The sequence below is a fragment of the Enterobacter sp. MGH 16 genome (genome assembly GCF_000493175.1).
GTDB lineage: Bacteria > Pseudomonadota > Gammaproteobacteria > Enterobacterales > Enterobacteriaceae > Enterobacter > Enterobacter roggenkampii.
In genome coordinates this window covers 3,718,842-3,733,211 of the sequence record NZ_KI535695.1, presented here as the reverse complement: position 1 = coordinate 3,733,211, position 14,370 = coordinate 3,718,842, and the positions used below count along the sequence as shown (strand labels likewise).

Annotated in this window: 12 protein-coding genes; 9 read left to right on the top strand and 3 right to left on the bottom strand. The window is 55.1% G+C overall.

Annotated features, from left to right (window positions below):
* Nucleotides 1-2: 2 nt before the first annotated feature.
* A complete protein-coding gene (gene ilvC / locus L362_RS05340; RefSeq protein ID WP_008501571.1) occupies nucleotides 3-1,478 on the top strand; it encodes a ketol-acid reductoisomerase in 1,476 nt (491 codons plus the stop codon).
* An 86-nt stretch (nucleotides 1,479-1,564) separates the two neighbouring features.
* Here the strand turns inward: ilvC and ppiC are convergent, their stop codons facing one another.
* Nucleotides 1,565-1,846 carry a peptidylprolyl isomerase PpiC gene (gene ppiC, locus L362_RS05345; protein WP_008501570.1) on the bottom strand — a complete coding sequence of 94 codons (282 nt, stop codon included), beginning with the start codon at nucleotides 1,844-1,846 and terminating at the stop codon, nucleotides 1,565-1,567.
* Between the two features lie 85 nt (nucleotides 1,847-1,931).
* Between ppiC and rep the strand changes: the two genes are divergently transcribed.
* Entirely contained in the window at nucleotides 1,932-3,956 is a 2,025-nt protein-coding gene (gene rep, locus L362_RS05350; protein WP_023345099.1) for a DNA helicase Rep, read from the top strand.
* A 51-nt stretch (nucleotides 3,957-4,007) separates the two neighbouring features.
* Here rep and gppA read toward each other — a convergent pair whose 3' ends face one another.
* Both gppA and rhlB read right to left on the bottom strand, forming a co-directional pair.
* The gene (gene gppA, locus L362_RS05355; RefSeq protein WP_021242833.1) at nucleotides 4,008-5,492 is read right to left on the bottom strand and encodes a guanosine-5'-triphosphate,3'-diphosphate diphosphatase; all 1,485 of its coding nucleotides are present in this window, start codon (nucleotides 5,490-5,492) and stop codon (nucleotides 4,008-4,010) included.
* A 6-nt stretch (nucleotides 5,493-5,498) separates the two neighbouring features.
* Complete coding sequence (gene rhlB / locus L362_RS05360) at nucleotides 5,499-6,767, bottom strand: ATP-dependent RNA helicase RhlB (protein WP_021242834.1); 1,269 nt, start codon at nucleotides 6,765-6,767, stop codon at nucleotides 5,499-5,501.
* 144 nt (nucleotides 6,768-6,911) lie between these two features.
* Between rhlB and trxA the strand changes: the two genes are divergently transcribed.
* The 7 genes from trxA (at nucleotide 6,912) to rffC (ending at nucleotide 14,368) form a co-directional block, all read left to right on the top strand.
* Nucleotides 6,912-7,241, top strand: a complete 330-nt coding sequence (trxA, locus tag L362_RS05365) for a thioredoxin TrxA (protein ID WP_006179218.1) — start codon at nucleotides 6,912-6,914, stop codon at nucleotides 7,239-7,241.
* Between the two features lie 345 nt (nucleotides 7,242-7,586).
* Complete coding sequence (gene rho, locus L362_RS05370; RefSeq protein WP_008501566.1) at nucleotides 7,587-8,846, top strand: transcription termination factor Rho; 1,260 nt, start codon at nucleotides 7,587-7,589, stop codon at nucleotides 8,844-8,846.
* A gap of 238 nt (nucleotides 8,847-9,084) precedes the next feature.
* Nucleotides 9,085-10,188 (top strand): UDP-N-acetylglucosamine--undecaprenyl-phosphate N-acetylglucosaminephosphotransferase, encoded by a 1,104-nt coding sequence (wecA, locus tag L362_RS05375; RefSeq protein ID WP_023345098.1) that lies wholly within the window; start codon nucleotides 9,085-9,087, stop codon nucleotides 10,186-10,188.
* A 13-nt stretch (nucleotides 10,189-10,201) separates the two neighbouring features.
* Nucleotides 10,202-11,248, top strand: a complete 1,047-nt coding sequence (wzzE, locus tag L362_RS05380) for an ECA polysaccharide chain length modulation protein (protein WP_023345097.1) — start codon at nucleotides 10,202-10,204, stop codon at nucleotides 11,246-11,248.
* A gap of 56 nt (nucleotides 11,249-11,304) precedes the next feature.
* The gene (gene wecB, locus L362_RS05385) at nucleotides 11,305-12,435 is read left to right on the top strand and encodes a non-hydrolyzing UDP-N-acetylglucosamine 2-epimerase (protein WP_032637900.1); all 1,131 of its coding nucleotides are present in this window, start codon (nucleotides 11,305-11,307) and stop codon (nucleotides 12,433-12,435) included.
* On the top strand, nucleotides 12,432-13,694 hold the full coding sequence (gene wecC / locus L362_RS05390; protein ID WP_023345095.1) for a UDP-N-acetyl-D-mannosamine dehydrogenase: 1,263 nt from the start codon (nucleotides 12,432-12,434) through the stop codon (nucleotides 13,692-13,694). The genes wecB and wecC overlap by 4 nt, the downstream gene beginning before the upstream one ends.
* Nucleotides 13,691-14,368: a dTDP-4-amino-4,6-dideoxy-D-galactose acyltransferase gene (rffC, locus tag L362_RS05395; RefSeq protein WP_023345094.1), complete on the top strand. Its 678-nt coding sequence runs from the start codon at nucleotides 13,691-13,693 to the stop codon at nucleotides 14,366-14,368. The genes wecC and rffC overlap by 4 nt, the downstream gene beginning before the upstream one ends.
* The last annotated feature ends 2 nt before the right edge of the window (nucleotides 14,369-14,370 follow it).

Below are 14,370 nucleotides of genomic sequence, written 5' to 3'. Positions count from 1 at the left end.
CCATGGCTAACTACTTTAATACACTGAACTTGCGCCAGCAGCTGGCGCAGCTGGGCAAATGCCGCTTCATGGCGCGCGATGAATTTGCCGATGGCGCGAGCTACCTTCAGGGTAAAAAAGTGGTCATCGTCGGCTGTGGCGCACAGGGTCTGAACCAGGGCCTGAACATGCGTGACTCCGGTCTGGATATCTCCTACGCACTGCGCAAAGAAGCGATTGCCGAGAAGCGTGCCTCCTGGCGCAAAGCGACCGAAAATGGCTTCAAAGTGGGTACCTACGAAGAGCTGATCCCGCAGGCGGATCTGGTGGTTAACCTGACGCCGGACAAGCAGCACTCAGACGTTGTGCGTTCCGTACAGCCGCTGATGAAAGACGGCGCGGCGCTGGGTTACTCCCACGGCTTCAACATCGTTGAAGTGGGCGAGCAGATCCGTAAAGACATCACCGTAGTGATGGTGGCACCGAAGTGCCCGGGTACCGAAGTCCGTGAAGAGTACAAACGTGGCTTCGGCGTGCCGACGCTGATCGCGGTTCACCCGGAAAACGATCCGAAAGGCGAAGGCATGGCGATTGCCAAGGCATGGGCAGCGGCGACCGGCGGCCACCGTGCGGGCGTGCTGGAATCGTCCTTCGTTGCCGAAGTGAAATCTGACCTGATGGGCGAGCAGACCATTCTGTGCGGCATGCTGCAGGCCGGTTCTCTGCTGTGCTTCGATAAGCTGGTGGAAGAGGGCACCGACCCGGCATACGCGGAAAAACTGATTCAGTTCGGCTGGGAAACCATCACCGAAGCGCTGAAGCAGGGCGGTATTACGCTGATGATGGACCGTCTGTCCAACCCGGCAAAACTGCGTGCTTACGCGCTGTCTGAACAGCTGAAAACCATCATGGCGCCGCTGTTCCAGAAACATATGGACGACATCATCTCCGGCGAGTTCTCTTCCGGCATGATGGCTGACTGGGCGAACGACGATAAGAAACTGCTGACCTGGCGTGAAGAGACCGGTAAGACCGCGTTCGAAACCGCGCCACAGTACGAAGGTAAAATCGGCGAGCAGGAGTACTTCGATAAAGGCGTCCTGATGATTGCGATGGTGAAAGCAGGCGTTGAGCTGGCGTTCGAAACCATGGTGGATTCCGGCATCATTGAAGAGTCTGCGTACTACGAATCACTGCACGAGCTGCCGCTGATCGCGAACACCATCGCCCGTAAGCGTCTGTACGAAATGAACGTGGTTATCTCGGATACCGCAGAATACGGTAACTACCTGTTCTCTTACGCCTGCGTACCGCTGCTGAAAGAGTTTATGACCACTCTGCAGCCGGGCGATCTGGGTAAAGCGATTGCAGAAGGTGCCGTGGACAACGCGCAGCTGCGCGACGTGAACGAAGCCATTCGCAGCCACCAGATCGAGAAAGTGGGTCACAAACTGCGTGGCTACATGACCGACATGAAGCGTATCGCGGTAGCGGGTTAACAACCTTGTCGGGTGGCGCTTCGCTAACCCGACCTACAAAACCGTAAGATGTAGGCCGGGTAAGGCGCAGCCGCCACCCGGCTTGTTTATTTGCGGTACAGCACTTTAATCACGTGGTAGCCGAACTGCGTGTGCAGCGGGCCGGTTGGCTCCAGCACCGGGCAGGAGAAGACCACTTTATCGAATGCCGGTACCATCTGACCCTGGCGGAATTCACCCAGATCGCCGCCGCGTTTGCCTGACGGACAGATAGAGTGCTTCTTCGCCAGCTTGCCGAAGTCGGCGCCGTTTTTGATCTGCTCCAGAAGATCCAGAGCCAGTTTCTCTTCTTTAACAAGAATATGCAGTGCTGCTGCTGTTTTTGCCATGATCGTGCCTTGAGTGGTATGGATTAGGCTCGCTATACTACCACGCTGTTATTCTCCCCTCCTGACTTTCATTGAGTGATCATTTATGCGTTTAAACCCCGGACAACAACAAGCCGTCGAATTTGTCACCGGACCGTGTCTGGTGCTGGCGGGTGCAGGATCCGGCAAAACGCGCGTTATCACCAATAAAATTGCGCACCTGATCCGCGGCTGTGGCTATCAGGCCCGGCACATTGCGGCGGTGACGTTTACCAATAAAGCGGCGCGTGAGATGAAAGAGCGTGTCGGCCAGACGCTGGGACGAAAAGAGGCGCGCGGCCTGATGATCTCCACCTTCCACACGCTGGGGCTGGATATCATCAAACGCGAGTATGCGGCGCTGGGAATGAAGTCCAACTTCTCGCTCTTCGATGATACCGACCAGGTGGCGTTGCTCAAAGAGCTCACCGAGGGGCTGATCGAAGATGACAAGGTGCTGTTGCAGCAGCTGATCTCAACGATCTCAAACTGGAAAAACGATCTGATGACCCCGGCCCAGGCCGCGGCGATCGCCAAAGGCGAACGGGATCGGATCTTCGCCCACTGCTACGGTCTGTACGATGCGCACATGAAAGCGTGCAACGTGCTGGACTTTGACGACCTGATTCTGCTGCCCACGCTGCTGCTGCAGCGGAACGAAGAGGTTCGCGAGCGCTGGCAGAACAAAATCCGTTACCTGTTGGTGGATGAGTATCAGGACACCAACACCAGCCAGTACGAGCTAGTGAAGCTGCTGGTGGGGCAGCGCGCGCGTTTCACCGTTGTCGGCGACGACGACCAGTCAATTTACTCCTGGCGCGGCGCGCGTCCGCAAAACCTGGTGCTGCTGAGCAAAGATTTCCCCGCCCTGCAGGTGATTAAGCTGGAGCAAAACTACCGCTCCTCCGGGCGTATACTGAAGGCAGCAAATATCCTGATTGCCAATAACCCGCACGTGTTTGAGAAGCGTCTCTTCTCCGAGCTGGGTTACGGTACTGAATTGAAGGTGCTCAGCGCCAATAATGAAGAGCATGAGGCGGAGCGCGTGACGGGCGAACTGATCGCCCACCACTTCGTCAATAAAACCGAATATAAGGATTACGCGATCCTCTATCGCGGCAATCACCAGTCGCGCGTCTTTGAAAAGATGCTGATGCAGAACCGCATCCCGTACAAAATTTCGGGCGGTACGTCGTTCTTCTCACGGCCAGAGATTAAAGATCTGCTGGCCTATCTGCGCGTCCTCACGAACCCGGATGACGACAGCGCGTTTCTGCGCATCGTGAATACGCCGAAGCGCGAGATTGGCCCTGCGACGCTGCAAAAGCTGGGCGAGTGGGCGATGACGCGTAATAAAAGCCTGTTTACCGCCAGCTTCGACATGGGGCTGAGCCAGACGTTAACCGGCCGCGGTTACGATTCGTTAACACGATTCACCCACTGGCTCGGCGAAGTGCAGCGTCTTGCGGAGCGCGAGCCGGTGGCGGCGGTGCGCGATCTCATTCACGGCATCGACTATGAGTCCTGGCTGTACGAAACCTCGGCCAGCCCGAAAGCCGCTGAGATGCGCATGAAGAACGTTAACCAGCTCTTCAGCTGGATGACCGAAATGCTGGAGGGATCCGACATCGACGAGCCGATGACCCTGACGCAGGTCGTCACCCGCTTTACCCTGCGCGACATGATGGAGCGCGGCGAGAGCGAAGAAGAGGCCGATCAGGTTCAGCTGATGACGCTGCATGCGTCCAAAGGGCTGGAGTTCCCGTATGTGTATCTGGTTGGTATGGAAGAGGGATTGTTACCGCACCAGAGCAGCATTGACGAAGATAACGTCGACGAGGAGCGCCGCCTGGCCTACGTGGGGATTACTCGCGCGCAGAAAGAGCTGACGTTCACGCTGTGTAAAGAGCGCCGTCAGTATGGCGAACTCGTCCGCCCGGAGCCGAGCCGTTTCCTGCTGGAGCTGCCGCAGGACGACCTGATCTGGGAACAGGAACGCAAAGTGATTACCGCAGAAGAGCGGATGCACAAGGGGCAGGCTAACGTGGCGAACATTCGCGCCATGCTGGCAAAAGCCAAAGAGAAAGGATAATGATGAGTAGGCCGGGTAAGGCGAAGCCGCCACCCGGCAATGTTCAGCGTATTACTTCACTTCCAGCACCCAGTGCACATAGCTTTGCCACTGGCACTCCTGCTCGATCATCTCTGCCCCAAGCGGGTGACGCTCAATCCAGTTTTCCGGCAGCGTCAGCGACAGTTTTTCGTCATCGGCCACCAGATTGATTGCAGGCAACAAATCATCGCGACGGCGGCTGGCAAAGAGAATCGCCAGACGCAGCAGGCGGCACAGATGCTCGGCTACGCGCGGCGGTACGGCGTTTTGCTGATGCAAGGATGAGAGATCAACGGCGTTGGTCTGGTTCAGCAGCAGCGTTGCCAGCAGCTTTTTCTGTGCGGGCGTGTAGCCCGGTAAATCCAGGTTGCGAACCAGATACGCTGCGTGAGCGGGGGCCTGCTTAAAATCAATGCTCAGCCCCACTTCATGCAGCGCACAGGCGCTCAGCAGTAAATCGCGGCTCAGATGATCAAGATCCCAGACGTTAGCGACCTGATCGGCGAAGCGAGATGCCAGCTGCGATACGCGTCCTGCCTGATCGATATCGACCAGAAAACGACGCTGTACGTTGCGCAGGGTTCGGCTGCGGATATCCTGATCGACCGACAGATGCAGCATCCCGTAGACCAGGCCTTCGCGCAGCGCGCCGCCGGCAAGGGTCATACACTGGATGTTGAGCTCGGTGAAAATGGCGATCAGAATGGCCAGCCCGCTCGGGAAGACCAGCGCGCGTTCCAGCGTCAGGCCTTCAATTTCCAGTTCTTCCAGGCGTCCGCACTGGATGGCGCGCTGTTTTAGCTGCTGAAGTTTGGCAAGCGTAATCCGCTCGTCCATTCCCTGCGCCATCATGATTTCCTGCAGGGCCTGCACGGTCCCCGACGCACCCACGCACACTTTCCAGCCGTGATAGCGCAGTTCGTCCATCACGGGACGTAATACCTCGCGCGCGGCATTTTCTGCCTCGTCGAAGTTCTCTTTACCCAGATTACGATCGGTAAAATAGCGCTCAAGCCAGGTCACGCAGCCCATCGACAGGCTGAACAGCGACGTAGCCTGCGCGCCGGTGCCGGTCACCAGCTCGGTACTGGCTCCGCCGATATCCACCACCAGGCGGCGATCGTCACCCCCCGTGGTGTGTGCAACACCCTGATAAATCAAGCGAGCTTCTTCTTCACCGCTGATAACCTGAACCGGGCAACCGAGAATCTCCTGCGCTCTGGCAATAAAATCCACGGCGTTAACCGCCAGGCGGAGTGTCGCAGTGGCGACAACGGTGATTTGGGCGTGCGGGATATCCTGCAGACGCTCGGCAAAGAGTCGCAGGCACTGCCAGCCACGTTCCATGGCTTCAGGCGAGAGGTGATTGTCGCTGCTCAGGCCCGCCGCGAGGCGGACCTTGCGCTTAATGCGCGTCAGCGTTTGTATGCTTCCCGCCACCTCGCGCACAACCAGCATATGAAAACTATTCGAACCGAGATCAATTGCCGCATAAAGCGAGGTGGAGCTGAGCATATTTTCTTAACCTGAACGACGACGATTACGCGGTGCGCCGCCTGAACGACGCGGACCATTGCCGGAGCGTGGGCGGGTAAGACGCTTAGGCGGCGGCAGTTCGCTTAACAGCGCTTCCGGATTGTATTTGCTCTGCGGAATAGAGTGACCGATGTAGGTCTCAATGGCCGGAAGGTTCAGCGCATACTCTTCACACGCAAGGCTAATAGAGTGACCGCTTGCGCCCGCACGACCGGTACGACCGATACGGTGTACGTAGTCTTCACAGTCGTCTGGCAGATCGTAGTTAAAGACGTGCGTCACGGCCGGAATGTGTAAACCACGTGCAGCCACGTCGGTGGCGACCAGAATATCGAGATCGCCGCGGGTAAACTCTTCGAGAATTCGCAGGCGTTTTTTCTGCGCCACGTCGCCGGTCAACAGGCCAACACGGTGACCATCGGCAGCCAGGTGGCCCCAGATGTCTTCACAACGGTGTTTGGTGTTCGCAAAGATGATGGCGCGATCTGGCCATTCTTCTTCAATCAGCGTTTGCAGCAGGCGCATTTTCTCTTCATTAGAAGGATAGAAGAGCTCTTCTTTAATGCGGTGACCCGTTTTCTGCTCCGGTTCCACTTCTACGTATTCAGCGTTGTTCATCTGTTCGAACGCCAGCTCGCGAACGCGGTAGGAGAGGGTTGCAGAGAACAGCATATTCAGGCGCTGATTAGCCGGAGGCATACGGCGGAACAGCCAGCGGATGTCTTTAATGAAGCCCAGATCGTACATGCGGTCAGCTTCATCGAGCACCACAACCTGGATGGCACCGAGGTTAATGTGGTTCTGTTTGGCGTAATCGATAAGACGGCCGGTGGTACCGATCAGGATATCCACACCGCTTTCCAGCACTTTCAGCTGTTTATCGTAGCCGTCGCCGCCATAGGCCAGGCCCAGCTTCAGGCCGGTAGCCTGCGCCAAGGGTTCAGCGTCTGCGTGGATCTGTACCGCCAGTTCTCGCGTCGGGGCCATAATTAGCGCGCGCGGCTGGTTAACTTTGCGGTCTGCAATCGCTGGGTGAGAAAGTAAATAATGAAACGTTGACGTTAAAAACGCCATCGTTTTGCCGGTACCGGTTTGCGCCTGCCCGGCAACATCGCGTCCGGCCAGCGTCAGCGGCAGCGCGAGGGCCTGAATGGGCGTGCAGTTATGAAACCCTTTATTTTCAAGGGCTTCAATCACCTTCGGGTGCAGCGCGAAGTCGGAAAACTTCTGTTCTGTTAAATGTGTTTTGCTCATAGTGTGGTAGAATATCAGCTTACTATTGCTTTACGAAAGCGTATCCGGTGAAATAAAGTCAACCTTTAGTTGGTTAATGCGACATCAACGCGTCGTTGGTGGAGACAAAACCAACGTACCAGGCTTATTCCTGTGGAGTTATATATGAGCGATAAAATTATTCACCTGACTGACGACAGTTTTGACACGGACGTACTTAAGGCTGACGGGCTGATCCTCGTCGATTTCTGGGCTGAATGGTGTGGTCCTTGCAAAATGATCGCCCCGATTCTGGATGAGATCGCCGACGAATATCAGGGCAAACTGACCGTTGCCAAGCTGAACATCGACCAGAACCCGGGCACCGCACCAAAATACGGTATCCGTGGTATTCCGACCCTGCTGCTGTTCAAAAACGGCGAAGTGGCGGCGACCAAAGTGGGCGCGCTGTCCAAAGGTCAACTGAAAGAGTTCCTCGACGCTAACCTGGCGTAAGGTTTCTCCGCTGTGCGTTCAGAGCCCCCGGCTAAATGATTCGGAACTCTGGACGCCCGGCTGAAGTCGTGCTAAGTTAGCTATGACTTCGTTTTAAACATATCTTGTTGTTTGAATCTTGTTTTACCCGATACTTCCCGTTGTTAACATGAACAGTGCGTGAAGTGGCTAAATTCCGGGCTTGTCACTCAATCCGTCTTGTCGTTTCAGTTCTGCGTTCTTTCCCTGTGACCAGACAGCGAACAGACATGAGTTGATGGCCGCTAAACAGGCATGGATGACCCTGCCATACCATTCACAACATTAAGTTCGAGAATCACCCCGAGTTTAAGAACCCACACCATTATGAATCTTACCGAATTAAAGAATACGCCGGTTTCTGAGCTGATCACTCTCGGCGAAAATATGGGGCTGGAAAACCAGGCTCGTATGCGCAAGCAGGACATCATTTTCGCCATCCTGAAGCAGCACGCTAAGAGTGGCGAAGATATCTTTGGCGACGGTGTGCTGGAGATATTGCAAGACGGATTTGGTTTCCTCCGCTCTGCAGACAGCTCCTACCTCGCCGGCCCTGACGACATCTACGTATCCCCCAGCCAAATCCGCCGTTTCAACCTCCGCACTGGTGACACCATTTCAGGTAAGATTCGTCCTCCTAAAGAGGGTGAACGCTACTTTGCGCTGTTGAAAGTCAATGAAGTTAACTTCGATAAGCCAGAAAACTCGCGCAATAAGATCCTCTTTGAGAACTTAACGCCGCTGCACGCGAACTCTCGCCTGCGTATGGAGCGTGGTAACGGTTCTACCGAAGACTTAACCGCGCGCGTTCTGGATCTGGCCTCACCAATCGGTCGTGGTCAGCGTGGTCTGATTGTGGCGCCGCCAAAAGCGGGTAAAACCATGCTGCTGCAGAACATCGCGCAGAGCATTGCTTACAACCACCCTGACTGTGTGCTGATGGTGCTGCTGATTGACGAACGTCCGGAAGAAGTGACCGAGATGCAGCGTCTGGTTAAAGGTGAAGTGGTTGCTTCTACCTTCGACGAACCAGCATCTCGCCACGTTCAGGTTGCGGAAATGGTTATCGAGAAGGCAAAACGCCTGGTTGAGCACAAGAAAGACGTGATCATCCTGCTCGATTCCATCACCCGTCTGGCGCGTGCCTACAACACCGTGGTCCCGGCGTCTGGTAAAGTCCTGACCGGTGGTGTGGATGCTAACGCCCTGCATCGTCCAAAACGTTTCTTCGGTGCTGCACGTAACGTCGAAGAGGGCGGCAGCCTGACCATCATCGCGACCGCGCTGATCGATACCGGCTCCAAGATGGACGAAGTGATTTACGAAGAGTTTAAAGGGACAGGCAACATGGAACTGCACCTCTCTCGTAAGATCGCTGAAAAACGCGTCTTCCCGGCAATCGACTACAACCGTTCCGGTACCCGTAAAGAAGAGCTGCTCACCACCCAGGAAGAGCTGCAGAAAATGTGGATCCTGCGCAAAATCATCCATCCAATGGGTGAAATCGACGCGATGGAGTTCCTCATTAACAAACTGGCGATGACCAAAACCAACGACGATTTCTTCGACATGATGAAACGCTCGTAACGCAAATAAAGCCAGCGAACGCCACGTTTTTACGTGGCGTTTTTCTTTTATGGACTATACGCTAGTACCACCTACTCCCAATTTTGATGTGTAGGTGCGACAATAAGACGATTCGTAGAGTAAAAACATTAATAGCTTGAATAATATACAAATGAGGTCACAAGAGGTTTACTTTTACCTTCGGGCTATGAGCCTTCGTGGTTATACTTCCGAGACTAACATTTGTTGAGAATCCATTGTGAACCTATTCGATACGTTTACTGATCTAACCAGTATTTTTTTATTCACCACCTGTTTTTTGTTTATTGCGCGTAAGGTGGCGAAATACGTGGGGTTAGTGGATAAACCCAACTTCCGGAAGCGTCATCAGGGCATGATCCCCCTGGTGGGTGGTATTTCCGTTTTTGCCGGCATTTGCTATGCCTTCGCGATTGCTAACTACTATGTCCCACATGTCAAATTATATCTGATGTGTTCAACGGTACTGGTTATCGTCGGCGCGCTTGACGATCGTTATGACATCAGCGTTAAAATCCGCGCCTTTGTGCAGGCGGCAGTTGGCATTGCCATGATGGTCTCAGCAAAACTCTACTTGAGTAGCCTGGGCTATATTTTTGGTTCGTGGGAGATGGTGCTCGGCCCGTTCGGCTATTTTCTGACGCTTTTCGCCGTATGGGTTGCTATAAATGCCTTCAACATGGTCGATGGTATTGATGGCTTGCTGGGGGGACTCTCCTGCGTCTCGTTTGCCGCGATCGGTTTTATTTTGTGGTTTGACGGTCAATATAGTCTTGCTATGTGGTGCTTAGCCATGATTGCCGCCATCCTGCCTTATATCCTGTTAAACCTCGGTGCGCTGGGGCGTCGCTATAAAGTCTTTATGGGTGATGCGGGCAGCACACTCATTGGGTTTACCGTCATCTGGATTTTGCTGGAAACGACTCAGGGGCAAGTCCATCCTATCAGCCCTGTCACCGCGTTGTGGATTATCGCAATCCCGTTAATGGATATGGTTGCGATTATGTATCGCCGCTTGCGCAAAGGAATGAGTCCCTTCTCAGCCGACCGACAGCATATTCATCATTTGATCATGCGCGCTGGATTTACCTCCCGGCAGGCATTTGTTTTGATAACCGTGGCGGCCGCCATCCTTGCGGGAGTGGGTGTTGCCGCGGAGTATGCTCATTTTGTGCCAGAATGGGTTATGTTGGCATTATTTTTGCTAGCGTTTTTCCTTTACGGCTACTGCATTAAGCGCGCATGGAAAGTAGCGCGGTTCATTAAACGTATTAAACGCAGGATGCGTCGTAACAGTGGCAAAAACACAACATTAACTAAGTAAAACCGGGACTATGATGACTCAACCGTTGGCGGGAGCGAAATCAGTGGTAACTGAGAATGAACTGGATATTCGGGGTTTGTTTCGCGTGTTATGGGCAGGCAAACTTTGGATTGCGGGGATCGCGCTGGGGTTTGCACTGTTAGCGCTGGTCTATACGTTCTTTGCAAAACAAGAGTGGAGCGCCACGGCAATCACTGACAAACCAACGGTTAACATGCTTGGGGGGTTCTATTCCCAACAGCAATTCCTGCGAAACCTGGATATCAAAGCTAACCTCGCCACGCCAGATCAGGTCTCCGTTATGGATGAGGCCTATAAAGAGTTTGTGATGCAACTGGCTTCGTGGGATACGCGCCGCGACTTCTGGTCCCAGACGGATTACTACAAGCAGCGTCGAGTTGATAACACCAAAGCCGATGCCGCCCTGCTGGACGATCTGATTAACAATATTCAATTTATGCCGGGCGACGCCCTGCGTAACGTGAATGACAGCGTCAAGCTGATTGCAGAAACCGCGCCGGACGCCAACAACCTGCTGCGTCAGTATGTCGCGTTTGCCAGCCAGCGTGCCGCAAGCCATCTTAACGAAGAGCTTAAAGGCGCCTGGTCGGCTCGCACCATCCAGATGAAAGCGCAGGTGAAACGTCAGGAAGAGGTGGCTAAAGCGATTTTCGCTCGCCGTGTACACAATATTGAGCAGGCGCTGAAAATTGCGGAACAGCACAATATTTCCCGTACTGAGACGGACGTGCCGGCTGATGAACTGCCTGATTCAGAGATGTTCCTCCTTGGCCGCCCCATGTTGCAGGCACGTCTGGAAAACCTTCAGGCCGTCGGTCCTGATTTTGACCTCGATTACGATCAAAATCGCGCGATGCTCAATACGCTTAATGTCGGTCCATCTCTGGACCCGCGTTTTCAGACCTATCGTTATTTGCGAACGCCTGAAGAACCTGTAAAACGCGATAGTCCGCGTCGTGCATTCCTGATGATCATGTGGGGGATTGTAGGCGCACTGACGGGCGCTGGCGTGGCGTTAACGCGTCGTCGCACAAACTAAGAATGCCGTCTACGATGAAGGCTGCGGCCTTCATCGCCTAATCGAAGAGAATCGATGTGAAAGTACTAACCGTATTTGGCACCAGGCCGGAGGCCATTAAGATGGCACCTCTGGTTCATGCGCTGGCCAGCGATCCTGATATTGAAGCGAAAGTGTGCGTCACGGCCCAGCACCGTGAGATGCTCGATCAGGTGTTAACGCTCTTTTCCATCGTCCCGGATTACGACCTCAATATTATGAAACCGGGGCAAGGATTGACGGAGATAACCTGTCGCATTCTGCAAGAGCTGAAGCCTATCCTGGAGTCATTCAAGCCTGACGTGGTGCTGGTACACGGCGACACCACCACGACCGTGGCGACCAGCCTGGCCGCGTTTTACCAGCGAATTCCCGTGGGGCATGTTGAGGCGGGTCTGCGTACCGGCAATCTTTATTCGCCGTGGCCGGAGGAGGCCAACCGCACGCTAACGGGCCACCTGGCGATGTATCACTTTGCGCCTACGGAAAACTCGCGTCAGAACCTGCTGCGTGAAAATATCGCCGATAACAAAATCTTTGTGACCGGCAATACGGTCATCGATGCGTTAATTTGGGTACGTGACCGGGTCCTGGCAAACCACGAGCTTAAGAACGAACTCGCTGCCCGCTATCCATTCCTGCACAACGGCAAAAAAACCATTCTGGTCACAGGCCATCGTCGCGAAAGCTTTGGCCGGGGTTTTGAGCAAATCTGTCACGCGCTGGCTGAAATCGCGGCGCAGAACGACGACGTGCAGATTGTCTATCCGGTCCATCTCAATCCTAACGTCAGCGAGCCGGTTAACCGCATCCTGGGTCATATCGAAAATGTCCTTCTGATTGAACCTCAGGACTATCTGCCGTTTGTCTGGCTGATGAACCATGCCTGGCTGATCCTTACCGATTCCGGCGGCATGCAGGAAGAAGCGCCTTCTCTTGGCAAACCGGTGCTGGTGATGCGTGAAACCACCGAACGTCCGGAAGCGGTCAAAGCCGGTACGGTGCGTCTGGTCGGCGCCAACGCGGAACTGATCGTCGAAGAGGTCACGCGCCTTCTGCATGACGACGAAACGTATCAGGCGATGAGCCGGGCCCATAATCCGTATGGAGACGGGCAGGCTTGTGGCCGTATTTTGCATGCACTTAAACACAATCAGGTATCGCTATGAGTTTTACTACCCTCTCTGTCATTGGTCTTGGCTACATTGGCTTGCCTACCGCGGCGGCGTTTGCCTCTCGTCAGAAACAGGTTGTCGGTGTGGATATCAACGCCCGTGCGGTGGAAACCATTAACCGTGGCGAGATTCATATTGTCGAGCCCGATTTGGATCGCGTAGTGAAAGAGGCGGTGGAGGGCGGCTTCCTGCGCGCCAGTACCACGCCGGTTGAAGCGGATGCCTACCTGATTGCTGTTCCAACGCCCTTTAAAGGCGACCACGAGCCCGACATGGTCTACGTCGAGGCGGCGGCAAAGTCCATTGCTTCTGTGCTGAAGAAAGGGGCGCTGGTGATTCTGGAGTCAACCTCTCCGGTCGGTGCTACCGAGCAGATGGCGCAGTGGCTGGCCGACGCGCGCCCTGATTTAAGCTTCCCGCAACAGGCGGGGGAGCAGGCGGATATCAACATTGCCTACTGTCCGGAGCGCGTGCTACCGGGCCAGGTCATGGTCGAACTGATCAAAAACGACCGCGTCATTGGCGGTATGACGCCCGTCTGTTCCGAGCGCGCCAGCGCGCTGTACAAGATTTTCCTGGAAGGCGAGTGTGTGGTGACAAACTCCCGCACCGCCGAGATGTGCAAGCTGACGGAAAACAGCTTCCGTGACGTTAATATCGCCTTTGCGAACGAACTATCGCTCATTTGCGCCGATCAGGGGATTAACGTCTGGGAGTTGATTAGCCTTGCGAATCGCCATCCGCGCGTCAACATTCTCCAGCCAGGCCCGGGCGTGGGTGGACACTGCATCGCCGTCGATCCGTGGTTTATTGTGGCTCAGAATCCGGCGCAGGCGCGCCTGATTCGCACCGCGCGTGAAGTGAACGACAGCAAACCTCACTGGGTGCTCAATCAGGTCAAAACCACGGTAGCGGATTGTCTGGCAGAGAGCGGAAAGCGCGCCAGCGAGCTGAAAATTGCCTGCTTTGGTCTGGCCTTCAAACCCAACATTGACGACCTGCGCGAAAGCCCGGCAATGGAAATTGCTCAGATGATTGCCGAATGGCACAAGGGTGAAACGCTGGTGGTTGAGCCGAATATCCATGAGTTGCCGGCAAAACTGGCGGGGCACTGCACGCTGGCTGCGCTGGATGAGGCGCTGGCGACGGCGGACGTGCTGGTGCTGCTGGTGGATCATAAAGCGTTTAAAGCGACGTCCGGTGATGCGGTGCGTCAGAAGTATGTGGTTGATACCAAAGGTGTCTGGCGTTGAATAGCCTGAACGGGGTACTTGAGCCCCTGCAGTGGGAGAGTGCCTTTTTCGGCCTGCCGTCGGCCATTGTGCGTCTGCGCGATGATGCGCCGGTACTGGCTGAATCGGATTTCATCGCCTGGCAACGGATTCAGGCGAAGATCCCGGCGGACCGTACCGACCTGCTTGATGCGCTCCAGCAACGCGGCTTTCAGCTGGTGGAAGGTGAGGCAGACCTTTCCATAACCCTCACCCGGCATGATGCGCCCGGTGCGGAAATGGCAACCGAACAGGATATTCCCGTGCTGCGTCAGATGGCGGCCCGGGCGTTTGCGCAGAGCCGCTTTCGTGCGCCCTGGTACGCACCTGACGATAGTGGACGTTTCTATGCCCAGTGGATAGAGAATGCGGTTAAAGGCACCTTTGACCACGTCTGCCTGGTTTTCCGCGCAGGGGACGGTCAACTCCAGGGGTTCGTCTCGCTTCGCAAGCTCAACGTGCGCGAGGCGCGTATTGGCTTATTAGCCGGGCGCGGCATGGGTGAGAAACTTATGCAGGCGGCGCTGCACTGGGCGCAGCAGCAGCAGGTTGAGACGCTGCGGGTGGCGACCCAGGTGGGCAACACCGCCGCGCTTAAACGTTATATTGCGAGTGGTGCCAACATCGACGCCACCGCCTACTGGTTATACAGGTGACA

Bases quoted from the DNA above. Each gene is read 5' to 3' on its own strand.
- ilvC (WP_008501571.1), top strand. From the start codon at position 3: ATGGCTAACTACTTTAATACACTGAACTTGCGCCAGCAGCTGGCGCAG.
- ppiC (WP_008501570.1), bottom strand. From the start codon at position 1,846: ATGGCAAAAACAGCAGCAGCACTGCATATTCTTGTTAAAGAAGAGAAA.
- rep (WP_023345099.1), top strand. From the start codon at position 1,932: ATGCGTTTAAACCCCGGACAACAACAAGCCGTCGAATTTGTCACCGGA.
- gppA (WP_021242833.1), bottom strand. From the start codon at position 5,492: ATGCTCAGCTCCACCTCGCTTTATGCGGCAATTGATCTCGGTTCGAAT.
- rhlB (WP_021242834.1), bottom strand. From the start codon at position 6,767: ATGAGCAAAACACATTTAACAGAACAGAAGTTTTCCGACTTCGCGCTG.
- trxA (WP_006179218.1), top strand. From the start codon at position 6,912: ATGAGCGATAAAATTATTCACCTGACTGACGACAGTTTTGACACGGAC.
- rho (WP_008501566.1), top strand. From the start codon at position 7,587: ATGAATCTTACCGAATTAAAGAATACGCCGGTTTCTGAGCTGATCACT.
- wzzE (WP_023345097.1), top strand. From the start codon at position 10,202: ATGACTCAACCGTTGGCGGGAGCGAAATCAGTGGTAACTGAGAATGAA.
- wecC (WP_023345095.1), top strand. From the start codon at position 12,432: ATGAGTTTTACTACCCTCTCTGTCATTGGTCTTGGCTACATTGGCTTG.